Source organism: Catellatospora sp. NPDC049133, assembly GCF_040648455.1.
GTDB classification, from domain to species: Bacteria; Actinomycetota; Actinomycetes; order Mycobacteriales; family Micromonosporaceae; genus Catellatospora; species Catellatospora aurea.
Window position 1 is genome coordinate 465760 of the sequence record NZ_JBEZDT010000001.1, and the last position, 25787, is coordinate 491546.

Consider the following 25787-nt stretch of genomic DNA (forward strand, 5'->3'; position numbering starts at 1 on the left):
CGCCCCGCGCGGGGGCGCGGCGGGGGGCGACTTCTTCGGGGTGCGTCACCAATTATTTTTGTTTTGTGCAAAAAAAAAAAAACGCGCCCCCCCCGCCGGGTGGACTGTCAGCCCAGGGTGCAGGCGCTGCCGTTCAGGGTGAACGCCACCGGCGCGGTGTTGGACCCGCTCCAGCTGCTCAGGAAGCCGAAGGAGGCGGTGCCGCCGTTCGCGCCGATCGTGGCGTTCCAGGCCGCGTTCGTGATCGTCACGTTCGCCCCGCTCTGCGCGTACACGCTGCTCCAGGATTGGTTGATGACCTGGCCGTTGGCGAAAGTCCAGCGCAGCGCCCAGCCGCTGACCGCCGCCGAGCCGGTGTTGGTGATCACCACGTCACCCTGGAAGCCGGTGTTCCACTGGCTGGTGACGGTGTACTTGACCCGGCACGACGCCGGGGCCTGCGAACCGCTCGGCGACGCGCTGGCGCTCGGCGAGGCCGACGGGCTGCGCGAGGCACTCGGGCTCGGCGAGGCGGAGGCGCTGGGGCTGGGCGAGGCCGACGGGCTGCGCGACGGACTCGGGCTGGGCGAGGCGGACGCGCTCGGCGAGGCGGGCCCCGAGGCGGTCGGCGAGGCCGCGCCGATCACCGACCAGTACGCCGGCTTGGCCTGCAGCTGCACGTCGAACAGCAGCGGGAAGTCCTTGCGGCTCACCGGGTAGCTGTCCAGCCAGGTCTCGTCGTCGGCCAGGCCCCACAGCGTCACCGAGGTGATGTTCGCCTTGTACTTGCGGAACACGTCGAACCAGGCCTTGTAGCGCGCGGCCTGGCTGGCCAGCCGGTCCGCGGGCGGCGTGGTGAAGCTCTCCGAGTTGCTGGTGTAGATGCTGACATCCATCTCGGTGATCTGCTGCTCGACGCCGAGCGGGAGGAACGTGGCGATCATCGAGTCGGTCTCCGCGCCGGTCGGCCAGGAGATGTTGCCGTGCTGCTGGTGACCGACGCCGTCGACCGGCACACCCTCGGACTTGAGCTGCGCGACCAGGTTGTAGAGCTTGTCCCGCTTGGCCTGCACGTTGGTGTTGTAGTCGTTGATGAACAGCTTCGCCTTCGGCGCGACCTGCCGGGCCACCCGGAACGCGGTGCGGATGTAGTCCAGGCCGGTGATGGTGTACCAGGTGCTGCGGCGCAGGCCGTCCGACTGGTTCTCGTCGATGACCTCGTTGACCACGTCCCACGCGGAGACGTCATCGGCGTAGCGGCCGCCGACCGCGCGGATGTGCGCCTCCAGCCGGGACAGCAGCAGCGTCTTGTTGGCCGCGGTCGCGGTCATCGGCTGCCCGTTGGCGTCGTTGAACACCCACGCCGGGGTCTGGTTGTGCCAGACGAACGTGTGCCCGCGCACCTTCATCGCGTTGGCCCGCGCGAACGCGACGATCGCGTCGGCGTCGGTCCAGGTGTACACACCCTCGGTGGGCTCGGTGGCGTCCCACTTCATCGCGTTGCCCGCGGTGACCGAGTTGAAGTGCTTGGCCAGCAGCTGGCCCCGCTCGGCGAGCAGCTGCGGCCGGCCGACGGCCGCCCCGATCGGGAAGTCGTTGGCGAACACCGACTTCAGCGACGGGATGTCGGTCTGGATCGGGCTCGGCGGCAGGTAGGACAGGCTGAAGTCGTCGATGTGGAACGACGCCGTGCCGCTGACCGTCTCGACGTACACCGCGAAGAAGTCGGCGTCGTTGGCCAGTGTGTAGCCGCCGGTCAGCTGGGTCCAGCCGCCGTCGGTGACGGTGGTGCTGTTGACGACCTGCTCGTAGTTGGCCGTGCCCTGCCAGCGGCGCTCGACGCTCATCCGCAGCTGCACGCTGCCCGCGCCCGCGGCGGCACGCGCCCAGACCGAGTACGTGTAGCGGGTGCCGCGGGTGACCGTGGCCAGCAGGTCCCGGCTGGGGCCGTTCCAGGACGCGGTGCGCCCCGAGGTGAGCAGGCTGCGGGTGCCGGCGTGCGCGACGGTGGCGCTGTTCTCGACGACCTCGACGGTGCCGCGCCGGGCCCAGCCCTGGACGGTGCCGTCCTCGAAGCCGCTGGACAGCACGGTCACCGGATCGGCGGCACGGACCGGGGTGGAGGTGGCGGCGACCACGACCGTGAGCGCGGACAGCGTCAGCGTGAGGACGCCGAGCGTGGCACGCCCGGCTCTGGAGGAGAGTGTGGGCACTGTGGGGATCCTGTTCGGGAGGAGTCATGCGCGAACGGACGCACACCACTGCCCTTGGCGGTCGGACCGACCACGCCGAGAAGTCGACCGCCGCAGCCCGGAGGCGATCGGCGTCGATGCTATGAGGTGCGCCCGGCGGCGTCAAACCGGTCAGGTTTGCTCGATGCCCGGCCCGGGTAGCTCCGCGACATGAGCGCTGAGCTGCCACCACTACCGCCTTTGTCCCCCGAGGCCGAAGCCCAGTACACCCCCGCCGGGCAGAGCATCGTCGACATGCTGGCCGACGAGCACCGGCAGATCACCCGCCTGTCCGCGGAGCTGGCCACGGAGGCCGCGACGGCCTCACCGGCCCGGCGTCGCCAGGTCGCCGAGGTGGTCACCGCCGTCGTCAGCCGGCACCTCGCGGCCGAGGAGCAGTACCTGCTGCCCACGGTGAAGAACCTGTTCCCCGACGGCGACGACCTGGTGTCCCGGGAGCTCGCCGAGGACGGGGCGATCCGGCAGGTGCTGCAGACGCTGTCGGTCATGCCGGCCGAGGACGAGGGTTTCCAGGACCTCGCCCTGGAGGTCGACGCCCACCTGCGCCGTCACAAGCACACCGCCGACCGCCGCATCCACGGCCGGCTGAAGGAACTCGCCGACGACGACGAGCTGATCCGCCTGGGCAACCGGGCCGCGATCGCCGAGGAGGCGGCGGGCACCCGCCCGCATCCCAAGTCGCCGAGCACCCCGCCTTGGAACAAGGTCGTCGACCCGATGCTCGGCGTCGCCGACAAGCTCCGCGACGCCGTCACCGGCCGCCCCACCTACCCCGACCAGCTCGACCCCAGGTGACCACGACCCCACCCCCACCCCACCTGCCGCGACTCTTAAAGACCCGCGCCTTCCGGACCACCCGGAGAGCGCGGGTCTTGAAGAGTCGCGGCAGGAGACACCGCCGCCCGGAGACGCCGCCGTGGCGTGCGGGCGCGGGCCGGTCAGGCGGCGGCGTCCATCTGGCGGAGTTCCTTCTTGAGTTCGGTGATCTCGTCGCGGATGCGGGCGGCCAGCTCGAACTGCAGCTCGGCGGCCGCGCCGAGCATCTGTTCGTTGAGTTCGCCGATCAGCTTGGTCAGCTCGACGCGGGCCATGCCCTCGGTCGCGGCGACGACCGCGCCGCGCTTCTCCGAGCTGGTACGCGCCTTCGAGCGGGTCCCGGGCACCGGGGCCTTGCCACGCGACATCTGCCGGCCCGAGCCGCCGATGATGTGCCCGCCCGGCCCGTGCCCGGCCAGCGCGGTGTCCGTGTCTTCCGCCTCGCGGTAGATGTCGTCGAGGATGTCGTGGATGCGCTTGCGCAGCGGCTGCGGGTCCACCCCGTTGGCTTCGTTGTAGGCCACCTGCTTGGCGCGGCGCCGGTTGGTCTCGTCGATCGCCGACGCCATCGACGGAGTGATCTTGTCCGCGTACATGTGGACCTCACCGGACACGTTTCGCGCGGCGCGGCCGATGGTCTGGATCAGCGAGGTGCCGCTGCGCAGGAAGCCCTCCTTGTCCGCGTCGAGGATCGCCACCAGCGACACCTCGGGCAGGTCCAGGCCCTCACGCAGCAGGTTGATGCCGACCAGCACGTCGAACTCGCCGATGCGCAGCTCCTTGAGCAGCTCCACCCGGCGCAGCGTGTCCACCTCGGAGTGCAGGTAGCGCACCCGGATGCCGTTCTCCAGCAGGTAATCGGTGAGGTCCTCGGACATCTTCTTGGTCAGCGTGGTGACCAGCACCCGCTCGTCGCGTTCGGTGCGCAGCCGGATCTCGTGCATCAGGTCGTCGATCTGGCCCTTGGTCGGCTTCACCACCACCTGCGGGTCGACCAGACCGGTCGGGCGGATCACCTGCTCGACGAACTCGCCCTGCGCCTGCTGCAGCTCCCACGGGCCGGGGGTGGCCGACAGGAACACCATCTGCCCGACCCGCTCCAGGAACTCGTCGAAGCGCAGCGGCCGGTTGTCCTGCGCGCTGGGCAGCCGGAAGCCGTGCTCGACCAGCACCCGCTTGCGCGAGGCGTCGCCCTCGTACATGCCGCCGATCTGCGGGATGGTCACGTGCGACTCGTCGATGACCGTGACGAAGTCGTCGGGGAAGTAGTCGAGCAGGGCGTGCGGCGGGCTGCCCGCCTCGCGGCCGTCGATGTGGCGCGAGTAGTTCTCGATGCCGTTGCAGAAGCCGACCTGGCGCATCATCTCCAGGTCGTATGTGGTGCGCATGCGCAGCCGCTGCGCCTCCAGCAGCTTGCCCTGCTGGTCGAGCTCGGCCAGGCGCTCCTCCAGCTCGACCTCGATGCCGGCGATCGCCCGCTCCATGCGCTCGGGCCCGGCCGCGTAGTGCGTGGCGGGAAAGATCATCATCTGGTCGACGTCCTTGATCACGTCGCCGGTGAGCGGGTGCAGGTAGGACAGCCGCTCGATCTCGTCACCGAAGAACTCGATGCGCAGCGCCAGCTCCTCGTACGCCGGAATGATCTCCAGCGTGTCGCCGCGCACCCGGAACGTGCCCCGGTTGAACGCCATGTCGTTGCGCGCGTACTGGATCTCCACCAGGCGGCGCAGCAGCTTGTCCCGGTCGATCTCCTCGCCGACCTTGACCTTGACCGCGCGCTCCAGGTATTCCTGCGGCGTGCCGAGGCCGTAGATCGCCGACACCGTCGCGACCACGATCACGTCCCGCCGGGTGAGCAGCGACATCGTCGCCGAGTGGCGCAGCCGCTCGACCTCCTCGTTGATCGAGGAGTCCTTCTCGATGTAGGTGTCGGTCTGCGGGATGTACGCCTCGGGCTGGTAGTAGTCGTAGTAGCTGACGAAGTACTCCACCGCGTTGTTGGGCAGCAGCTCCCGGAACTCCTTGGCCAGCTGGGCGGCCAGGGTCTTGTTCGGGGCCATGACCAGCGCGGGGCGCTGCAGCTTCTCGATGAGCCAGGCCGTGGTCGCCGACTTGCCCGTGCCGGTCGCGCCCAGCAGCACCGAGTGCTTGTCGCCGCGGCGGACCCGCTTGGCGAGCTCCTCGATGGCGGCGGGCTGGTCACCGGCGGGCACGTAGTCGCTGATGACCTGGAACGTCCCGTCCAGGCGGGGGATCGTGGCGGCGGCGGTCTCACTCATGTGACCCAACCTACGCCGGGCGTGTGACACTCGCGCGGGCCGCTGTGCAGGTCGGCGAGGCTGGTGTGACGGTAGGTGAACGACCGGCTCCAATATTGCGATTGTGTGTCATCAATCACCGCGATACCGTCGTGTGGTAGGCCGTTCGCGGCGGCCGTCCCAGAGAGACCGGACCTCCACACCGGCCGGTCACCCACCTCTGGCGCACCGGTAGCAGCCTCGATCCGCCCCACCGCAGGATCGATGAGCGCACCGCTGCGGTCGCGCACACTGTGTGCGCCGACCGGCCGCCGCGGGCGGTCTTGACGTATCCGCGCACGCCCGGCCCCCCGACGGCGACCCTGACCGGTTTGGCACGTCACCTCACCCGTCCCGGCCCGTTGCATCTCGCGTGGGAACCTCGACCAACGGACGACGCCGGATCCTCCATCTTCTCGCCGCGGGCGGGCTCCTGCTGGGCCTCGCCGCGACCATGACCGGCGGCCTGGCCTCCTGCTCGGCGGACAAGCCCGCAGTGGAGGCGAGCCGGCCGCTGAACAAGGGCGAGCTCGAACGCCTGGCCGGCATGCGAGCACGCAACTTCGCCGACGGCCGGGTCGGCCTGCGCGGCACCATCGGGCCGGGCAGCCGCCAGACCAAGGTCGACGGCTGGGTCGACTGGAAGCGCCAGCTGGTCTACCTGTCCGTGTCCGGGACCGGAGCGGGTGCGAGCACGCTGCTGATCCAGGCCACACCCGGAGTGCTGGCCATGCGCCCCGGCGCGCTGCCCGCGCCTGCGGCACCCTCGCCCGAGTCGGCCCGCGAATCCGCCTCACCTGCCGCTTCCCCGGCCGCCGAGGCGTCACCGGCCGCCGGCGCGGTCCCCGCCGGCAAGCCGCCGCTGACCGCGCCGGAGGACGGCTGGCGGGTGCGCCCGCTGCAGCTCGGCGGCGACGAGGAGCGGCCCATCGACAACCTGGTCGCCTTCCTGTTCCTGCTGGCCAGGCAGGAGGCCGACCCGACCGGGCCGCTCGGCGAGCTGCGCAACGAGTGGGTACGCCGCGACACGTTCGAGGGCGCCCCGGTGGACGTGCTGCTCGGCCCGGCGCTGCTGCCGCAGGTCGCGCCCAGCGCACCGCCGTCCGCCTCCGCCGCGCCGTCCGCGGTCGCCTCGGCCGGGGTGTCCGCCTCCGCGGCGACCGCCCCGCGCACCGAGGCGACCACGGTGCCGTCCCCGGCCGCTCCCGCCGCCTCCCCCGGCGCGCAGGCCTCCCCCGGCGCCTCGGCCGGCGCGGACGAGCCCGCCAAGGCCAGTGGCAGCCCGTCGCCACCCCCGGACCCGAAGTCGCTGGAGGCCAACGGTGGCGCGGTCGGCTACTGGCTGGACGCCAAGGGCTCCCTGGTACGCCTGGAGACGGTGCTCGGCGACGGCCTGCCGTCCGTGCTCGACCTGCAGCGCGGCCAGCAGCAGGAGTTCGTGCGCACGATGGCGCTCGGCGGGCGCGACAACAAGCCGACCGAGATCACCAAGGCCGAGGCGAAGGTGCTGTCCCAGCTGCGCCAGCGCAACCTGAAGGCCCGCGGCGGCGCGGTCACGGTGACCATGCCGGTCAACCCGGGCGTGCTGCATACCGGCAAGGGCTGGCTGGACTGGCAGAAGCAGCTGGCATACCTGGCCGTACGCGACCAGGACGACGAGAGCTACGACGTGCTGATGCACGCCGACCGCACCGGCATCGCCATCCGCAAGCCGGGCAAGCGGGTGCCCGAGCAGCCGCCGCTGCCCGCGCCGACCGGCAAGTGGGAGCGGGCCGAGTGGGTCGTGCTGGGCAGCTCCGGTGAGATCACCGACCTGGACTACCTGATCTACGAGGCGCTGTCGCTGGCCGCCAACATGCCCGACGACGCCGCGCACATCGCCAAGCACGGCCGCCGCCTGCGCGTCGACGTGCTGGGCAAGGTGCCGGTGGGCGTGTTCGAGCTGCCCAGCGCCGTCGAGACCAACGTGCCCGCGGGGCAGGCCCGGATGCGCTACTGGGTGGACAACTCGGGCGTGCTGAAGCGGCTGGAACTGCGTACCGCGACGGGTGGTTTCGCCCAGCTCGACCTGGACCTGAAGGAGAAGCCGCCGGCCCTCCCGTCGAAGGTCAAGTAACCCGTCCCCGGCCTACGAGGCCCGTGCCGCTGCGGCGGCACGGGCCTTTCGCTGTGCGGTGCCGGCACCGCTGGTCCGGCGGCGGCGGCACCGATTCCTGCGCTGTCCCGCCAGGGCTGGCGGGTCAGGGGTGCAGCCGGGTCTGCCAGACCTCGTCGACGGCGGCGTGCAGGTCCGCCAGGGTGCCCTCGTTCACGATGGCGACGTCGGCCGCGGCGCGGCGCTGCTCGTCGGTGGCCTGCGCGGCGATGCGCGCACGCGCCTCGGCCTCGGTCATGCCCCGGTCGCGCACCAGCCGTGCCACCCGGGTCGCCTCGTCCGCGAACACCACGATGACCAGCTCGTACATGCCGGCCAGGCCTGCCTCGATCAGCAGCGGCACGTCGTTGACGACCACCGCGTCGGGCGGCGCGGCCGCGGCCAGCTCTGCGGTCCGGGCGCGGACCCGGGGGTGAATGATCGCCTCCAGGTCCCGGCGGGCAGCGTCGTCACCGAAGACGACCTTGCCGAGCGTCGGCCGGTCGAGCGCGCCGTCCGGCCCGAGCACCTGCGGCCCGAAACGGGCGACCACCTCGGCCAGGCCTTCCGTGCCCGGTGCGACGACCTCCCGGGCCAGCCGGTCGGAGTCGATCACCACCGCGCCCAGCTCGGCCAGCCGCGCCGCCACCGCACTCTTACCGGATCCGATCCCGCCGGTCAGCCCCACCCATCGCACCGCCCCATGCTCGCACCCACCGCACCGACCCGCCCACCCGGGCCAAGATCGCCGCCCTGCCTTGCAGTCCGGCACAAGACCGCCCACCCGACCGGCGGGCCCGTGCCAAGATCGCTCGACTTGCCAGGCAGGTGTGCGAAAGCGCGGTCAAGATACGCACAGGTGCCAGGCAAGTCGAGCGATCTTGAGCCAGCCGGGGCGATACACGAAAGAGGGCGGCCCCCGACTCCGTGGAGTCGAGGGCCGCCCTTCGGCTTACTCAAGGCGTGAGGGGCGAACCTCAGGCCTTGCCGCCCGCCAGCTTCTCGCGAAGCGCGGCCAGGGCCTCGTCGGTGGCGAGGGTGCCGCTGGGCTCCTCCGCCGCCTTGGCCGGGGCCGGGGTCGAGGTCGACACGTTGCCGGTCGGGACCTCCGACGCGGCGGCAGCGTCGGCCGCGCGCGAGGTCTGGACCTGCTTGGTGTGCGCCTCCCAGCGCGCGCGGGCGTCAGCGTACTGCTGCTCCCACACCTCGCGCTGCTTCTCGTAGCCCTCGAGCCACTCGCCCGTCTCCGGGTCGAAGCCCTCGGGGTAGATGTAGTTGCCCTCGTTGTCGTACGTGGCGGCCATGCCGTACAGCGTCGGGTCGAAGTGCTCCTCGCCCTCGACGAAGCCCTCGTTGGCCTGCTTGAGCGACAGCGAGATACGGCGACGCTCGAGGTCGATGTCGATGACCTTGACCATCACGTCGGAGCCGACCTGAACGACCTGCTCCGGGATCTCCACGTGGCGCTCGGCCAGCTCGGAGATGTGCACCAGGCCCTCGATGCCGTCCTCGACCCGGACGAACGCACCGAACGGCACCAGCTTGGTGACCTTACCCGGCACGATCTGCGTGATCGCGTGGGTACGGGCGAACTGACGCCACGGGTCCTCCTGGGTCGCCTTGAGCGACAGGGAGACGCGCTCGCGGTCCAGGTCCACGTCGAGAACCTCGACCTCGACCTCGGTGCCGACCTCGACGACCTCGGACGGGTGGTCGATGTGCTTCCAGGACAGTTCCGAAACGTGCACCAGGCCGTCCACGCCGCCCAGGTCCACGAAGGCGCCGAAGTTGACGATCGAGGACACGACGCCCTTGCGGACCTGGCCCTTCTGGAGCTTGTTCAGGAACTCGGTGCGCACCTCGGACTGGGTCTGCTCGAGGTAGGCCCGGCGGGACAGGACCACGTTGTTGCGGTTCTTGTCCAGCTCGATGATCTTCGCCTCGAGCTCGCGGCCGACGTACGGCTGCAGGTCGCGGACGCGGCGCATCTCGACGAGCGAGGCCGGCAGGAAGCCCCGCAGGCCGATGTCGAGGATGAGGCCACCCTTGACGACCTCGATGACGGAGCCACGGACGACGCCGTCGTCTTCCTTGATCTTCTCGATGGTGCCCCACGCCCGCTCGTACTGCGCGCGCTTCTTGGAGAGGATCAGACGCCCCTCCTTGTCCTCCTTCTGGAGGACCAGGGCCTCGATGTGATCTCCGACGGAGACGACCTCAGCAGGGTCCACATCGTGCTTGATCGACAACTCGCGCGAGGGGATGACACCCTCGGTCTTGTAGCCGATGTCGAGCAGGACCTCGTCCCGGTCGACCTTGACGACGGTGCCTTCGACAATGTCGCCGTCGTTGAAGTACTTGATGGTCTCGTCGATCGCGGCGAGGAAAGCTTCCTCAGAGCCGAGATCGTCGATGGTGACCCTGTTGGCGCTCGAGGTGGCCTCGATGCTGCTCGTCATGTGGACTGTTGCTCCGTCGGATGGATGTTCAGTGTGACCCAGTGGGTATTCCACTGCCGCTCCCGCTCGCCTACGCTCCGGTGATCCGGCGCGCTACGGGTCTGCTCCATGCCGAGAACCGCGGACGTGCGAGTGCATCGAACAGCTTACCGTGCCCATTACCACACGACGCAACCCCACCCCTCCCGTGACGCTCCCCTCTTCCTGATTCGGGGGACTGCAAGGCGTTTGCGGGCGAATTGTTCTGTGCGTCACACCCGGTGCGCCACCCCCGCCGGCCCGGCTCGTACGCTGTCCGAGTGGAGATCCATTCAGCCGGCGGCGACGATCTGGACGACGACTTCGAGACAGTCGAGTCCGGGCCCGGGGTGACCCGCCGCCCGGTCACGGCCGCGGAGAACCTGCGCGCCTCCCGCGGCTGGTGGGACGCCGACGCCGACAACTACCAGTCCGAGCACGGCGAGTTCCTGGGCGAAGCCGACTTCGTGTGGTGCCCCGAGGGGCTGCGCGAGGCCGACGCGAAGCTGCTCGGCGACGTGTCCGGCCGCCGGGTGCTGGAGCTGGGCTGCGGTGCGGCCGCCGCGGCCCGCTGGCTGGCCGACCAGGGCGCCGACGTGGTGGCGATGGACCTGTCAGCGGGCATGCTGCGCCACGCCGAGCAGGCCGCCGCACGCACCGGCATCACCGTGCCGCTGGTGCAGGCCGACGCGAACGCGCTGCCCTTCGCCGACGGGGCCTTCGATGTCGTCTGCACGGCGTTCGGCGCGGTGCCGTTCGTCGACGACTCGGCCGGTGTCATGCGCGAGGTCTTCCGGGTGCTCAAGCCGGGCGGGCGCTGGGTGTTCTCGGTCACCCACCCGATGCGCTGGATCTTCCTCGACGACCCGACCGAGGGCGGGCTGCGGGCGGTGCACTCCTACTTCGACCGCCGGCCTTACGTCGAGTACGACGAGAGCGGCGCGGCGACCTACGTCGAGCACCACCGCACCATGGGCGACCGGCTGCGCGAGCTGCTGGGAGCGGGCTTCACGCTGGTCGACCTGATCGAACCCGAGTGGCCCGAGGGCCACGAGCAGATCTGGGGCCAGTGGTCCCCGCTGCGCGGCCGCCTCTTCCCCGGCACCGCCATCTTCGCCGCCAAGAAGCCCGCCGCCTGACCCGCCTCCGATCCGCCGCCGGGCGGCGCGAAGATCGCCGTTTCCGGCCGAAGAACTCGGGTCCGACCCCACTTCCTGACCCGAGACAGCGATCTTCGCGCCCCCGGCCGCACCTGCGCTTCGCCGCCGGCCGCACGCGTTGCCGCAGCGCGAGGCGTGCAATTGCACTTTCCTGGAAAGGGCACGCAAAGGGGCGCGGCGGGCGGATGATCAGGGCGTGGCGATAGGGATATTCAGGACAAAGCGCGTCGAAGCCGAGATGGCCGAGACGATCGAGCCTGAACACAGACTCAAGAAGAACCTGAGCACCCTCGACCTGATCATCTTCGGCGTCGCCGTGATCATCGGTACCGGCATCTTCGTGCTGACCGGCCGCCAGGCCGCCGTCAACGCCGGTCCCGCGATCGTGATCTCGTTCGTGGTGGCCGGCATCGTGTGCGGCCTGGCCGCGCTCTGCTACGCCGAGTTCGCCTCGACCGTGCCGGTGGCCGGTTCGGCGTACACCTACTCCTACGCGACCCTGGGCGAGATCGTCGCCTGGATCATCGGGTGGGACCTGGTGCTCGAACTCGGCCTGGGCGCGGCCGTGGTGGCCCGCGGCTGGTCGGCGTACCTGGCGAACCTGCTGAGCCTGCCTGCCTGGGTGGCCGGCGAGAAGGCGATCCCCGACTTCGGGGCGATCTTCATCGTGGCCCTGTGCACCTTCCTGGGCGTGCTGGGCACCAAGCTGTCGAGCCGGGTCTCCGGCGTACTGGTCGCGATCAAGGTGGCCGTGGTGCTGCTGGTGATCGTGGTGGGCGCCTTCTTCATCAAGTTCGCCAACTACAAGCCGTTCATCCCGCCGGCCGAGCCGACCGCGCAGACCGGCGCCTCGGTATGGCACACCCCGCTGTCCCAGTTGCTGCTGGGCATCGAACCGGTGCACTTCGGCATCCCGGGCATCCTGGCCGCCGCCGCGATCGTCTTCTTCGCCTACATCGGCTTCGACATCGTGGCCACCACCGCCGAAGAGGTGCGCAACCCGCAGCGCGACATGCCCCGCGGCATCATCGGCTCGCTGGTCATCTGCACCCTGCTCTACGTGCTGGTCTCGCTGGTCATCACCGGCATGGTGCACTACACGCAACTGGCCGTCGACGCGCCGCTGGCGCACGCCTTCGACGTGGTCGGCCAGCCCTGGGTCGCCAAGCTCATCTCGCTCGGCGCGATCTGCGGCATCACCACCGTGGTGCTGGTGCTGCTGCTCGGCCAGGTGCGCGTGCTGTTCGCGATGTCCCGCGACGGCCTGCTGCCGATCGGCATGGCCAAGGTGCACCGCACCTACGGCACGCCGTACCTGATCACCATCGGGGTCGGCGTCGTCATCGCCCTGCTGGCCGCGTTCATCCCGCTGGAGAAGCTCTCCGAGCTGGTCAGCATCGGCACGCTGTTCGCCTTCTTCGTGGTCGCGCTCGGCGTGATCGTGCTGCGCAAGACCCGACCCGACCTGCCGCGCCCGTTCCGGGTGCCGTGGGTGCCGGTGCTGCCGATCCTGGCCGCGCTGGCGAGCCTGTGGCTGATGCTCAACCTGCCCGTCGACACCTGGGTCCGGTTCGCGGTCTGGATGCTGCTCGGCTTCGTCATCTACTTCGTCTACAGCTACCACCACAGCCGCGAGCGGCCCGGCGTCCGCTACGACCGGGAGCACGCGAAGACCTACGAGGGTCCGGACCCGTACAAGGGACCGAACATCGAGTGACACGGCAGCCGTGCCATCAGGCGCCGCCCCGCACCGGGGCGGCGCCTTTTCGTGCCTTAGACATTGATTACTGTAACAATATCTATGTACTCTCCGAGCCAGCTGCCGTCCAAACAGGGCGGCACCTGGTATTGGGGAGGAAGACGTGCCAACCAACCGGTCCTGGCGTGCCCGCCTGCTGGCGTCCGCCGCGATCACCGCAACCGCCCTGGCCACCGTCGTGGCCCTGCCGTCACCCGCGCTCGCCGCCGGCGCGCCCTACCGGGCGGTCCCGGTCCCGGTCACCGCCCCGGCCGCCGGCCCGGACACCACCGTCATCCCGGGCGCCTACCTGGTCACCTTCCGGGACGGCGCCGACCGCGGGGTGGCGCTGCGAGCGCTGCGGACCACTGCCCGCGTCGACTTCGGCGCCACCGTCAACGGCTTCGCCGCCGACCTGAGCCCCGCCCAGGTGCGCGAGCTGTCGCACAGCGCCGACGTGCTGGCCATCGAGCGCGACGCCTGGCACCACAACGTGCTCGACACCACGCAGAGCAACCCGCCCGCGTGGGGCATCGACCGCATCGACCAGAACGCGCTGCCGCTGTCGGCGAGCTACACCTACACCGCGACCGGCTCGGGCGTGCACGCGTACATCATCGACTCGGGCATCGACGCCTCCCACCCTAACTTCGGCACCCGGGCGACGTTCGACTACAACTCGATCGACAGCAACAACACCGACTGCAACAGCCACGGCACGCACGTGGCCGGCACCATCGGCTCCACCTCGTACGGCGTGGCCAAGTCCGTACGCCTGCACGGCGTGAAGTGGCTCAACTGCGCCGGCAGCGGCACCACCTCGTCGGCCGTCGCGGCGGTCAACTGGGTCCGGACCAACCACGTCAAGCCGGCGGTGGCCAACACCTCCTGGAACATGACGTACAGCTCGACGCTGGCCACGGCGCTGACCAACATGATGAACGCGGGCGTCTTCCTGGCCACCTCGGCCGGCAACACCGGTGGCAACTCCTGCGACCGGCTGCCACGCAACCTGACCGCGGCGCTCGTGGTCGCGGCCACCACCTCCACCGACGCCCGCGCCAGCTACTCCTCCACCGGCTCCTGCGTCGACCTCTACGGCCCCGGCTCCGGCATCGTGTCCACGGTCCCCGGCGGCGGCACCGGCAGCAAGAACGGCACCTCGATGTCCACCCCGCACGCCGCCGGCATAGCCGTCCTCTACAAGGCCACCTACGGCGACGCCAGCCAGTCCGCGGTCCACTCCTGGATCGTCACCAACGCCACCCCCAACGTCGTCACCGGCTCCCTCTCCGGCACCCCCAACCGCCTCCTCAACAAACTGACCCTCTGACCACCCTCTCGCGCGCCAGGTGGTGCCCCACCCGGCACCCGGCGCGCCCCCTTCCCCGCGTTGATCATGAACTTAAGGCACGGTTCGACGGTGTGTCGCGTCCACAACTTCATGATCGACGCGGGGCTCAGCGGCCCAGCGCGGTGCGACCGCGAGGACGGGCCCGCCATGGGCGCCGGCCTGTCACATCGAAAACGAGCGACTCGGATTCGGTGTGACAGGCCGGCGTCCATTTCGAGGAGAGGGTCAGGCGCGGGACAGGGCCGCCGTGGCCTGGTCGAGGATCTCGTCGGGGCGCAGGGTGATCGGGACGACGATCGCGCCCTCGTCCGCGCCCGGGGGTTCGAGATCGGCGAGTTGCGAGTCGAGCAGGCGCGGGTTGAAGAAGTGCCCAGGGCGGTGCGACAGGCGCGAGGCCAGCAATTCGCGCGAGCCGTCCAGGTAGACGACCGCCAGGCCGGGTGCGGCCTCGCGCAGCAGGTCGCGATAGGAGCGCTTGAGCGCGGAGCAGGCCAGCACGGCCGGCACACCCTCGTCCTGCTGCCCGGCCAGCCATTGCGCGCACAGCCGCAGCCAGGGCGCGCGGTCCTCGTCGGTCAGCGGGATGCCGGCCGACATCTTCATCACGTTCGCCTGCGGGTGCAGGTCGTCGCCGTCGGCGAAGACGGCGCCGAGGCGCTTGGCCAGCTGCGTGCCGACGGTCGTCTTGCCGCTGCCGGAGACTCCCATGACGAGTACGGTCGAAGCGCTCACGATCGTGACCCTAGCTCAGCGCGCCGCGCCCCGATCCGCGCATCGCCGCCTTCCCAGGCAGCGGGGCCGGTCGACCCGGCCCCGCACCTGCGACGATCAGTGGTCGGCCTCGTTCCAGTCGTGGCCCGCGCCCACGGAGACCTCCAGCGGCACGGACAGGTCGACCGCGCCGCCCATCTCCCGGCGGACCAGCGCCTCCAGCGCCGCGCGCTCGCCCGCGGCGACCTCGAACACCAGCTCGTCATGGACCTGAAGCAGCATCCGCGAGGTCAGCCCCTCGGCCCGCAGCGCCTTGTCCACCCGGAGCATCGCCAGCTTGATGACGTCGGCCGCCGAGCCCTGGATCGGGGCGTTGAGCGCCATGCGCTCGGCCATCTCGCGCCGCTGCCGGTTGTCGCTGACCAGGTCGGGCAGGTAGCGGCGGCGGCCCAGGATGGTGGCCGTGTAGCCGTCCTTGCGGGCCTGGTCGACGACCGCGTGCAGGTAGTCGCGCACGCCGCCGAAGCGGGCGAAGTAGTCCTCCATCAGCCCGGTCGCCTCCGCGGTGGAGATGCCCAGCTGCTGCGAGAGCCCGTACGCCGACAGGCCGTACGCCAGCCCGTACGACATGGCCTTGATCCTGCGCCGCTGCTCGGCGGTGACCTCGTCGGTCGCGAAGACCTTCGAGGCGACCGTGGTGTGCAGGTCCTCACCGGTGGCGAAGGCCTCGATCAGGCCCGCGTCCTGCGACAGGTGCGCCATGATGCGCATCTCGATCTGGCTGTAGTCGGCCGTCAGCAGCGACTCGTAGCCGGGCCCGACCACGAAGGCGCGGCGGATGCGCCGGCCCTCCTCGGTGCGGATCGGCACGTTCTGCAGGTTCGGGTCGGTGCTGGACAGCCGGCCGGTGGCCGCCACGGTCTGGAAGAACGTGGTGTGGATGCGGCCGTCGTCGCTGACCGACTTGAGCAGGCCGTCCACCGTCGACTTGAGCTTGGCGACGTCGCGGTGGCGCAGCAGGTGCTCCAGCACCGGGTGCCCGGTCTGCGCGAACAGCCACTGCAGCGCGTCGGCGTCGGTGGTGTACCCCGTCTTGATCTTCTTGGTCTTGGGCAGGTTCAGCTCGCCGAACAGGATCTCCTGCAGCTGCTTGGGCGAGCCGAGGTTGAACTCGCGGCCCACGTCGCCGTACGCGGCCTGCGCCGCCGCCTTCACCTCGCCCGCGAACTGGGCCTCCAGCTCGGTCAGGTAGTCGGTGTCGGCGGCGATGCCGACCCGCTCCATCGCGGCCAGCACCGGCACCAGCGGCAGTTCCACGTCGGCCAGCAGCCGGTCGCCGTCGCCGCGGTCCAGCTCGCCGCCCAGCGCCTCGACCAGGTCGAGCGTCGCGCGGGCGCGCAGCATCAGCGCCTCCTCGGCGGCGTGGTCGGCGGTGCCGTCGCCGAAGTCGAGCGCCAGCTGGCCGGTGTCGGCCGCCTCCGCGCGCAGCTCCCGGTGCAGGTAGCGCACCGCCAGGTCGGCCAGGTCGTAGGAGCGCTGGTCGGGGCGGGCCAGGTAGGCCGCGAGCGCGGTGTCGTGGGTCAGCCCGTTCAGCTCCCAGCCGCGCGCCCGCAGTGCCAGCAGCGCGGGCTTCGCATCGTGCAGCACCTTGGGCCGGGCCGGGTCGGCCAGCCAGGCCGCCAGCGCCGCGTCGTCGGCGGCCTCCAGGTCGGTCGGGTCGACCCAGACCGCGGTGTGGTCGGCGGCCAGCGCCAGCCCGGTCAGCGTGCCGGTGCCCCGGCCGAACGTGCCGCTGACCGCGAGGCCGACCGGCCCGGTCGCCTGCTCGGCCAGCCATGCGGCCAGCGCGCCGGGCTCGGTGAGCACCGTGCCGTCGATCTCGAAGCCCGCCTCGGCCTCCGGCTCGGCGGTGTCGAGGTACTGGTACAGCCGCTCGCGCAGCACCCGGAACTGCAGCGTGTCGAAGACCTGGTGCACGGCCTCGCGGTCCCAGGTGGTCCAGAGCGAGGACGGGACGTCCAGCGGCAGGTCGAGGTCGTCGCGCAGCTCGTTGATCTGGTGGTTGCGCATCACGCCGGCCAGGTGCTCCCGCAGGCTCTCACCCGCCTTGCCCTTGATCTCGTCGACCCGGGCGATGACGCCGTCGAGGCCGTCGTACTGGTTGATCCACTTGGCGGCGGTCTTCGGGCCCACGCCCGGCACGCCGGGCAGGTTGTCGCTGGACTCGCCGACCAGCGCGGCCAGGTCGCGGTAGCGCTCCGGGCCGACGCCGTACTTCTCCAGCACCGCCGCCGGGTCCATGCGGGCCAGGTCGGAAACGCCCTTGCGCGGGTACAGCACTGTGACGTCCTTGGTGACCAGCTGGAACGCGTCGCGGTCACCGGTGCAGATCAGCACCCGCATGCCGGCCTCGCGGCCCTGCCGGGCGAGCGTGGCGATGATGTCGTCGGCCTCGTACCCGGCCAGCTGCACGTGCTTGACCTGCAGCGCGTCCAGCACCTCCTGGACCAGGCTGACCTGGCCCTTGAAGTCCGTCGGGGTCTCCGAGCGGCCGGCCTTGTACTCCGCGTACTGCTCGGTGCGGAAGGACTGCCGGGACACGTCGAAGGCGACGGCGATGTGCGTGGGCTTCTCGTCGCGCAGCACGTTGATCAGCATCGAGGTGAAGCCGTACACGGCGTTGGTGGGCTGCCCCGTCGAGGTCGCGAAGTTCTCCACGGGCAGCGCGAAGAACGCCCGGTAAGCCAGCGAATGCCCATCAAGCAGCAGCAGCGTCTCAGTCACCCGAAGAGCTTATGCCCTCCCCCCGACGCCCTCCCCCACCCGCTCACCGCACACCCCGCGCCGACCCCGTTGATCATGAACTTGTGGCCACGACACGCCGCCGAGCCGTGCCATAGGTTCATGATCAACGCTGGAAGGGGCTAGAGGACCTTACTGAGGAAGTCGCGGGTGCGGGGGTGCTGGGGGTTGGAGAGGACCTCGCGGGGGGCGCCGGATTCGACGACGACGCCGCCGTCCATGAAGATGAGCTGGTCGCCGACCTCGCGGGCGAAGCCGATCTCGTGGGTGACCACGACCATGGTCATGCCGGAGCGGGCCAGATCCTTCATCGCGTCGAGGACGTCGCCGACCAGCTCGGGGTCCAGGGCGCTGGTGGGCTCGTCGAACAGCATCAGCTTCGGGTCCATGGCCAGGGCGCGGGCGATGGCGACGCGTTGCTGCTGGCCGCCGGACAGCTGCGACGGGTAGTTCAGGGCCTTGTCGGCCAGGCCGACCCGGTCGAGCAGCTGCATGCCGCGGCGGCGGGCGTCGGCCTTGCCCTGTCCCTTGACCATCGTCGGAGCCTCGATCACGTTCTCCAGCGCGCACATGTGCGGAAACAGGTTGAACCGCTGGAACACCATGCCGATCTCGCGGCGTTGCGCGGCGACGGCCTTGTCGTGCAGCTCGTGCAGCTTGTCGCCCTTCTGCTGGTAGCCGACGAGCCTGCCGTCGACCCAGATCCGCCCGGCGTCGATCTTCTCCAGGTGGTTGATGCAGCGCAGGAAGGTCGACTTGCCCGAACCGGACGGGCCCAGCACCACGCACACGTTGCCGCGCGGCACGGTCACGTCGATCCCGCGCAGCACCTTGACGCTCCCGAACGACTTGTGGACGTTCTCCGTACGCACCATCGGCTCGCCGCCGGCGGGGTCCTCGGGCGCGCGGTGGCGGGCGGGCTGCTCCGACGTCATGCCGCGGCCTCGCTGTGCTCGACTGCTTCGGAAAGGCTCACGGCACCTCCGGGTTCGCCCCGTGCTCGGCGGCCAGGCCTTCGAGCTTCATCTTCGCCTTCGCGGTGCGGCCGTAGCCGCGCGAGAAGCGCTTCTCCAGGAAGTATTGCCCCACCAGCAGGATGCTGACCAGGAACAGGTACCAGATGATGGCCGCGACGAGCATCGGGAACACCTGGAAGGTCCGGTTGCCGATCGCGGACAGCTGGAAGAACAGCTCGCGGATGACCGGCACCGCGATGAGCAGCGAGGTGTCCTTGAGCATCGCGATGGTCTCGTTGCCGGTCGGCGGGATGATCACTCGCATCGCCTGCGGCAGCACGATGCGCCGCAGCGCCTGGCCGCGGCTCATGCCCAGCGCCGTGGCGGCCTCGTCCTGCCCCGGGTCGACCGACAGCATGCCGGCCCGCACGATCTCGGCCATGTACGCCGCCTCCGACAGCGCCAGGCCCAGCACACCGACCCAGAAGCCGACGAGCAGCTCGCGGGTCTCGATGCCGAACGGCCGCCAGTGCGCGTTCTCGATGCCGAACAGCTGGCCGAGATAGGTGTCGAACGGGATGCCGAACTCCAGCCGGGGCCAGAGGATGCCCAGGTTGCCCATGACGATGAGCAGCACGTACCGGGGCACGGCGCGGAAGAACCAGGTGTACGCCCAGGACACGCCGCGCAGGATCGGGTTGTCCGACAGCCGCGCGACCGCGACCACGATGCCCAGCAGCACGCCGATGATCATTGCCAGGATCGTGATCGCGACGGTGCCGAACAGGCCCTGGATCACCGGCGGCGTGAACATGTTCTGGAACATGAACGGCCAGTTGAAGGCCTTGTTCGTAACCAGCAGGTGCACGAACATCGCCGCCAGCACCGCGATCACGGCGATCGCGACCCACCGCCCCGGGTGCCGGACCGGAACGGCCTTGATCGGTTCGGCCTCCCGCGGCACCGGGCTCGCCGACGTGTCCGGGGCGGTCATGGCTTACGGGTTGATCTGCGCGCTGGGCACGGCGCCCGCCTGCACGCCCCAGTTTTCGAGGATCTTCTGGTACGTCCCGTTCTTGATCAGCTCGTCGACCGCGCCCTGCAGCGCCTTGGCGAACTCGGCCTGGTTGTTGCTGACCACGTAGCCGTACGGGGCCGAGTCGTAGATGCCGCCGAGCAGTTCCAGCTGGCCGTTGGACTGCTTGACGGCGTACGCCGCGACCGGCGAGTCGGCGAGCATGGCGTCGTCCTTGCCGGACACCACGGAACTCGCGACCTGGTCCTGACCCGCGTACGGCTGGATGGTCACGGCGGGCTTGCCCGCGGCGACGCACGCCTCGGAGCGCTTGGTGATGTCCTCGAACTGGACCGTGTCCTTCTGCACCGCGATGCGCTTGCCGCACGGGTCGTCCGGGTTGATCCCGGCCGGGTTGCCGGTCTTGGTCGCCCACTGGGTCCCGGCGCTGAAGTAGGTGACCATCTGGGCCTGCTTCTTGCGCTCGTCGTTGACGGTGAACGAGGAGACGCCGACCTCGTACTTGCCGGACCCCACACCCGGGATGATGTCGCCGAAGGTGGCGGGCTGGAACTCGGCGGTCAGCCCGAGGGTCTGCGCGACGGCCTTGAACAGGTCGACGTCGAAGCCGACCACGGTGGAGCCGTCGGGGGCGAGGAACTCGTTCGGGGCGTACGTAGCGTCGACGCCCACCAGGATCTTCCCGTCGGACTTGATCGCGTCGGGCACCATCGCCGCCAGCGTCGGATTCACCGACACGCTCGGCGCGGCACTTGGGGACCCGGCCGGCTCACCGCCGCCGCCACAACCGCCCGCGGCCAGCGCGATCGCAAACGCCCCGACCGGAATCAGCCTCTTGAGCACATCCATCCCCTTTGCGCACCGTGTGATGATTCACGGTAACCCAAAGTACGGATGCTCCCGCCCCAAATCGCACCGACGCCACCATTCACGAAGATCGCAACGATCTTGCGTGAACTTTACCCTTTCGTGGCTTTTGCCCGTGTCGCACCCACAGTTCGCGCAAGATCGCCGACAAAGGGGCGGCCCCGGCGCGGACCTGTGGGGTCCGGGCCGGGGCCGCCGGGGTTGAGCAGTTAGGCGACGCCGAGGTAGGCGGCCTTGACGGCCGGGTCGTGGAGCAGGTCCGCGCCCGTGCCCTCCTTGACGATGTTGCCGGTCTCCAGGACGTACGCCCGGTGGGCGCGGGAGAGGGCCTGCTGGGCGTTCTGCTCCACCAGCAGCACCGTGGTGCCCTGCTGGTTGATCTCCGTGATGATCGTGAAGATCTGCTGGATGATCATCGGAGCGAGGCCCATCGAGGGCTCGTCGAGCAGGAGCAGCTTCGGGCGGGCCATCAGCGCGCGGCCCACGGCGAGCATCTGCTGCTCGCCGCCGGACAGCGTGCCACCGGCCTGCTTGCGCCGCTCCAGCAGGCGCGGGAACAGGCCGAAGACCCGCTCCATGTCCTTCGCGATCTCCGCGTGGTCGCGCCGGATGTACGCGCCCATCTCCAGGTTCTCCTGCACCGTCATACCCGGGAACACGCCTCGGCCCTCCGGCGCCTGGCAGATGCCGCGGGCCACCCGCAGATCCGCCCGGACCTTGCTGATGTCCTCGCCGTTGAAGCGGATCGCGCCCCGCGAGACCGCGCGCAGGCCGGAGATGGCCCGCATGATCGTCGACTTGCCGGCGCCGTTGGCGCCGATCAGCGCGACGACCTCGCCCTCGTTGACGTGCAGGCTGATGCCGTGCAGCGCCTGGATCCGCCCGTAGTGCAGCGTGATGTCATCGATCTCAAGCAGCATCGGGAACTCCCAGGTACGCCGCGACCACCTTCGGGTTGTCCCGCACTTCCTCGGGAGTACCCTCAGCGATCTTCCTGCCGAACTCGAGCACGACGATCCGGTCCGTCACACCCATGACCAGCCGCATGTCGTGCTCGATGAGCAGCACGGTCACGCCCGAGTCGCGGATCTTCTTGATCAGCTCGAGCAGCGCCACCTTCTCGGCCGGGTTGAAGCCGGCAGCCGGCTCGTCCAGGCACAGCAGCGCGGGGTTGGTGGCCAGCGCCCGGGCGATCTCCAGCCGCCGCTGGTCACCGTACGACAGGTTGCGCGCCAGGTCGTCGCTGCGACCCGTGATGCCCACGAAGTCGAGCAGCTCCAGCGCCCGCGCCTTGCTCTGGCGCTCCTCGCGCCAGTGCTTGGGCAGCCGCAGCAGCGCCGTCGGCACGCTGGTGGTGTTGTGCGCGTCCGCGCCCACCAGGACGTTCTCCAGCGCCGTCATCTCCGGGAAGAGACGGATGTTCTGGAACGTCCGGGCCATGCCCATCTTCGTGATCTTGTTGCGCTTCTTGCCGCTGACCTGCTCGCCCTTGAACCGGATCTGGCCCTCGGTCGGCAGGTAGACGCCCGTCATCGCGTTGAAGCAGGTGGTCTTGCCGGCGCCGTTCGGGCCGATCAGGCCCAGGATCTCACCCTCGTAGAGGGTGAAGTCGACCTGGTTCAGCGCCACCACGCCACCGAAGCGCAGCGTGACGTTGTCGACCTCCAGCAGAGCTTTACGCTCACTCAACGGGGGCCACCTCCTTCTGCCGGTCCTTGAGCTCCGCCGCGCGGCGGCGGTTGGGCCACAGGCCCTGGGGGCGGTAGATCATCACGACGATGAGCAGCGCGCCGAAGATCACGAACCGCAGCGACGTCGGGCTGACGTCGATGTGGATGCCCGCGATCTCGACCTGCGTCGGCCAGCCGAACACGTCGCCGACCGAGCGCAGCCACTCCGGCAGGTAGATGACGATGAAGCCGCCCAGGATCGCGCCGCCGATGCTGCCCGCACCGCCCAGCAGCACCGCCGCCAGCACCAGGATCGAGTTCTCCAGGCTGAACGTGTTCGAGTTGACGAAGTTCGCCTGACCCGCCCACAGCGAACCGGACAGGCCGCCGATCGCCGCGCCGATCGCGAACGCCCACAGCTTGAACTTGAACGTCGGAACGCCCATCAGCTCGGCCGCGTCCTCGTCCTCGCGGATCGCCACCCACGCCCGGCCCACCCGGCTGTTGGCCAGGTTCCGGATCAGGAAGATGACCGCGATGATCACCGTCAGCACGAGCCAGTAGTACGGCGTGAACTCCAGGTCGAAGATCGCCTCGCCGTCGGGCCAGGTGCCCGGCGGGTGCCCGACGCTCGGGATGCCCCGGTCGCCGTTGAGGATCCAGTCCTGGTTCTTCGCCACGATCCGGATGATCTCGGCGAAGCCCAGCGTCACGATCGCCAGGTAGTCACCGCGCAACCGCAGCGTCGGCCAGCCCAGCAGCACACCCGACAGCATCGCCAGCGCGATCGCGATCGGCACCGTCACCAGCCACGGCCACGGGCTCTCCAGCCAGTTGTACTCCGTGATCAGCTTGCTCTCCGGCGACGTCAGCAGCGCCACCGTGTAGGCGCCGACGGCGAAGAAGCCGAAGAAGCCCAGGTCGAGCAGACCGGCATAACCGAGCACCACGTTCAGGCCCAGCGCCAGCAGGATGTAGTACCCGCACTGGAACAGCACACCCGCCATGTCCGAGCCGGTGGTGTAGAACGGCAGGTAGCCGCTGCCGATCGGGATCGGGAAGCCCAGGTTCTCGTAGAACGCCTTCGTCGGCAGCAGGTACAGCAGCACGACGAAGACCACCATCGCGGCGATCCGTGCCGGCTTGGGCAGATCCTGGAAGCGGTCCCGCAGGTTCAGCTTCCAGCGCTGCTTCTTGACAGTCTCGGTCGTCATGCGCGGGCCCTCCCCAGCGATTCTCCCAGCAGACCGGTGGGGCGGAACATCAGCAGGACGAGCAGCACCACGAACGCGATGACGTTGGTCCAGTTCGAGCCGAACAGCGCCGCGCCGTACGACTCGACGAGGCCCAGCAGCAGACCGCCGAGCAGCGCACCGCGCAGGTTGCCGATACCGCCGAGCACCGCGGCGGAGAACGCCTTCAGACCGATCAGGAAGCCCACGTTGAACCGCGTGTTGCCCTGCTTCATGCTGTAGAACACCGCGGCGACGCCGGCCAGCAGGCCGCCGAGCAGGAACACGAGCGCGATCACGCGGCCCTTGTTCACACCCATCAGGGCGGCGGTGTCGGCGTCCTGCGCGACCGCGCGGATACCGCGGCCGAAGCGGGTCTTGGACACGAACCAGTCGAGGCCGAACATCACGGCGAGCGCGACGACGAAGGTCATCAGCTGCAGCGGGTAGACGGTCCAGCCACCGGCGGAGAACAGGGGCTCACCCGGCAGCAGACCGGGAATGCCCTGCTGGCGGCGCTCGGTGAAAGCGCCCATCAGCTCGGCGAGCACGAACGAGGCGCCGATGGCGCTGATCAGGAAGACGAGGGGTGGGGCGTTGCGCTTACGCAGTGGCCGGTAGGCCACCGCCTCGACCACCATCGCCACACCGCCGGAGAACAGTGAGGCGACCACCAGTGAGACGAGGATCAGCAACAGTGCGGTGCCCAGGTCCGGGCGGGTCGAGTTGCTGTCGTATCCCATCAGTCCCCAGGTCCACAGCGCGGCGAAGGTGCCGAACATGAAGACCTCGGAGTGGGCGAAGTTGATCAGGCGCAGGACGCCGTAGACCAGGGTGTATCCGAGCGCCACCAGCGCGTAGATCGACCCTTGGGCCAATCCGGTGGTGGTCAGATCAGGGAAACCCTGGATCAGGTCATCGAAATTCACGGGGGCTCCCGAAAGGGTTCTGAAAAGCCGGGTGCGGCCGGAAGGGGGAACCTCCGGCCGCACCGGGTATCAACTGCGAAACACTTGCCGATCGGGAATGATCAGCTCTTCGGGAGCTGCTGCGGGTTCGCCCACGCGCCGTCCTTGGCGACGAACGCCCAGATCGAGACCTGCGTCGGGTCCAGCTCGCCGTTGGCCTCCCACTTGTAGGTCACACCGGTGGCGGTGCCGACCCCGTTGTAGGTGCCCAGGAACGCCTGCATGTCGGCGCGCGTGGTCTTGCCGGCCTTGAAGCCCTCGAGGAAGATCTTCGTCAGGTCGTACGCGACGTCGGCGTACACGCCCGGGTCGGTGCCGAACTTGGCCTTGAAGTCGGCAACGAAGTTGCCCTTGGCCGCGGTGGCCGGGCCACACGGGCAGGTCACGACCGCGCCCTCGACGTCAGCCTTGCCGGTCACGCTCAGCATGTTGGCGTCGTAGAGGCCGTCGCCACCGATGAAGGTGCCCTTGAAGCCACCGGCACGCAGCTGCTTCAGGAACGGGGCCGCCTCCGGGGTGTAACCGCCGTAGAACACCGCGGTCGCGCCGCTGTTCTTGACGGCCGTCACGACCGGGCCGAACTCGACCTGCTTCTCGGTGACCTTGTTCTTGCCGACGACGGCGGCGCCGAGGATCTTCTCGACCTCGTCACGCAGGCCGGTGCCGTACGCGGACTGGTCGTCGACGAGGTAGACCTTCTCCGCCTTGGCGACGTCCTTCAGGTAGCGGCCGATGGCCGGGCCCTGCGACAGGTCGTTGCCCACGCCGCGGTGGAAGATCTTCCAGCCCTTGCCGCTCAGGCTCGGCCGGGTGGCCGACTGGGTGATGATCGGCAGACCGGCCTTGTCGAAGATCGGGTTGGCGACCTCGGACTCACCCGAGAACGCCGGGCCGACGACGCCGATGATCTTCTCGTCCGCGACGGCGGCGGTCGCCAGCGGGGCGGCCTTGTCGCCGGAGCCCTGCGAGTCGAACGGCACCAGGGTGACGTTGGCGCCCGGGTTGGCGGCGTTGTACTCGGCGATCGCGAGCTCCGCGCCGTTCTTGCCCGGGGTCACGAGACCAGCGGCGTCACCGGTGAGGGCGCCGAAGAAACCGATCTTCAGACCCGAGACCGTCGAGCCACCAGGCGTCGTCGGCTCTTCCTTCTTGCATGCGGCGGCGCCACCGGCGACGAGCGCCAGAATGGCGACGCCTCCGAGCACCCGCGCGAGTCGTTGCCTCAAGGCTAGAACCCTCCTCCATCCGAGATCCGGACCCGTCGCCGCGACTGTGCGGGCAGCAGGACCGGAACAGATCGTGAACCACGATCTGGCCAGGGACGTTATCCCACTCACA

18 protein-coding genes and 1 pseudogene are annotated in these 25787 nt (G+C 69.8%); 5 read left to right on the top strand and 14 right to left on the bottom strand.

The window, feature by feature from the left end:
* Nucleotides 1–107 precede the first annotated feature (107 nt).
* Nucleotides 108–2192, bottom strand: a complete 2085-nt coding sequence (locus AB0B35_RS02145; protein ID WP_361039600.1) for an endo-1,4-beta-xylanase — start codon at nt 2190–2192, stop codon at nt 108–110.
* Between the two features lie 189 nt (nt 2193–2381).
* Here AB0B35_RS02145 and AB0B35_RS02150 point away from each other — a divergent pair, with 189 nt between their 5' ends.
* Nucleotides 2382–3026 (top strand): hemerythrin domain-containing protein, encoded by a 645-nt coding sequence (locus AB0B35_RS02150; protein ID WP_361039602.1) that lies wholly within the window; start codon nt 2382–2384, stop codon nt 3024–3026.
* Nucleotides 3027–3169: 143 nt separating this feature from the next.
* Here the strand turns inward: AB0B35_RS02150 and uvrB are convergent, their stop codons facing one another.
* Complete coding sequence (gene uvrB / locus AB0B35_RS02155) at nt 3170–5326, bottom strand: excinuclease ABC subunit UvrB (protein ID WP_361039604.1); 2157 nt, start codon at nt 5324–5326, stop codon at nt 3170–3172.
* A 391-nt stretch (nt 5327–5717) separates the two neighbouring features.
* Here uvrB and AB0B35_RS02160 point away from each other — a divergent pair, with 391 nt between their 5' ends.
* Complete coding sequence (locus AB0B35_RS02160; protein ID WP_361039607.1) at nt 5718–7460, top strand: hypothetical protein; 1743 nt, start codon at nt 5718–5720, stop codon at nt 7458–7460.
* 127 nt (nt 7461–7587) lie between these two features.
* Here AB0B35_RS02160 and coaE read toward each other — a convergent pair.
* Nucleotides 7588–8175, bottom strand: a pseudogene (gene coaE / locus AB0B35_RS02165) (dephospho-CoA kinase); the annotation flags it as partial.
* Between the two features lie 280 nt (nt 8176–8455).
* Nucleotides 8456–9937 (bottom strand): 30S ribosomal protein S1, encoded by a 1482-nt coding sequence (gene rpsA, locus AB0B35_RS02170; RefSeq protein WP_360529327.1) that lies wholly within the window; start codon nt 9935–9937, stop codon nt 8456–8458.
* A gap of 329 nt (nt 9938–10266) precedes the next feature.
* Between rpsA and AB0B35_RS02175 the strand changes: the two genes are divergently transcribed.
* From AB0B35_RS02175 to AB0B35_RS02185, 3 genes are all read left to right on the top strand, one after another.
* Nucleotides 10267–11094 carry a class I SAM-dependent methyltransferase gene (locus AB0B35_RS02175; protein ID WP_361039678.1) on the top strand — a complete coding sequence of 276 codons (828 nt, stop codon included), beginning with the start codon at nt 10267–10269 and terminating at the stop codon, nt 11092–11094.
* A 259-nt stretch (nt 11095–11353) separates the two neighbouring features.
* Complete coding sequence (locus tag AB0B35_RS02180) at nt 11354–12832, top strand: amino acid permease (protein ID WP_361039610.1); 1479 nt, start codon at nt 11354–11356, stop codon at nt 12830–12832.
* A 175-nt stretch (nt 12833–13007) separates the two neighbouring features.
* Nucleotides 13008–14186 carry a S8 family serine peptidase gene (locus tag AB0B35_RS02185; RefSeq protein WP_360529620.1) on the top strand — a complete coding sequence of 393 codons (1179 nt, stop codon included), beginning with the start codon at nt 13008–13010 and terminating at the stop codon, nt 14184–14186.
* Nucleotides 14187–14432: 246 nt separating this feature from the next.
* Here the strand turns inward: AB0B35_RS02185 and AB0B35_RS02190 are convergent, their stop codons facing one another.
* The 10 genes from AB0B35_RS02190 to AB0B35_RS02235 all read right to left on the bottom strand — a co-directional run bounded on the left by AB0B35_RS02190 (nt 14433) and on the right by AB0B35_RS02235 (nt 25675).
* Nucleotides 14433–14939: a gluconokinase gene (locus AB0B35_RS02190; protein WP_360529333.1), complete on the bottom strand. Its 507-nt coding sequence runs from the start codon at nt 14937–14939 to the stop codon at nt 14433–14435.
* Nucleotides 14940–15035: 96 nt separating this feature from the next.
* The gene (gene polA, locus AB0B35_RS02195; protein ID WP_361039612.1) at nt 15036–17702 is read right to left on the bottom strand and encodes a DNA polymerase I; all 2667 of its coding nucleotides are present in this window, start codon (nt 17700–17702) and stop codon (nt 15036–15038) included.
* Nucleotides 17703–17842: 140 nt separating this feature from the next.
* Complete coding sequence (locus AB0B35_RS02200) at nt 17843–18655, bottom strand: amino acid ABC transporter ATP-binding protein (protein WP_361039615.1); 813 nt, start codon at nt 18653–18655, stop codon at nt 17843–17845.
* A gap of 37 nt (nt 18656–18692) precedes the next feature.
* Complete coding sequence (locus tag AB0B35_RS02205) at nt 18693–19670, bottom strand: amino acid ABC transporter permease (protein WP_360529342.1); 978 nt, start codon at nt 19668–19670, stop codon at nt 18693–18695.
* Nucleotides 19671–19673: 3 nt separating this feature from the next.
* Nucleotides 19674–20555 carry an ABC transporter substrate-binding protein gene (locus tag AB0B35_RS02210; protein ID WP_360529345.1) on the bottom strand — a complete coding sequence of 294 codons (882 nt, stop codon included), beginning with the start codon at nt 20553–20555 and terminating at the stop codon, nt 19674–19676.
* A gap of 233 nt (nt 20556–20788) precedes the next feature.
* A complete protein-coding gene (locus AB0B35_RS02215) occupies nt 20789–21499 on the bottom strand; it encodes an ABC transporter ATP-binding protein (protein ID WP_360529348.1) in 711 nt (236 codons plus the stop codon).
* On the bottom strand, nt 21489–22268 hold the full coding sequence (locus AB0B35_RS02220) for an ABC transporter ATP-binding protein (protein WP_360529351.1): 780 nt from the start codon (nt 22266–22268) through the stop codon (nt 21489–21491). The genes AB0B35_RS02215 and AB0B35_RS02220 overlap by 11 nt, the downstream gene beginning before the upstream one ends.
* Entirely contained in the window at nt 22261–23463 is a 1203-nt protein-coding gene (locus tag AB0B35_RS02225; RefSeq protein WP_361039618.1) for a branched-chain amino acid ABC transporter permease, read from the bottom strand. Before AB0B35_RS02225 ends, AB0B35_RS02220 begins: the two co-directional genes overlap by 8 nt.
* Nucleotides 23460–24410 (bottom strand): branched-chain amino acid ABC transporter permease, encoded by a 951-nt coding sequence (locus AB0B35_RS02230; protein WP_361039621.1) that lies wholly within the window; start codon nt 24408–24410, stop codon nt 23460–23462. The genes AB0B35_RS02225 and AB0B35_RS02230 overlap by 4 nt, the downstream gene beginning before the upstream one ends.
* Before the next feature lie 101 nt (nt 24411–24511).
* Nucleotides 24512–25675, bottom strand: a complete 1164-nt coding sequence (locus AB0B35_RS02235) for a branched-chain amino acid ABC transporter substrate-binding protein (protein ID WP_360529360.1) — start codon at nt 25673–25675, stop codon at nt 24512–24514.
* Between the last annotated feature and the right edge of the window lie 112 nt (nt 25676–25787).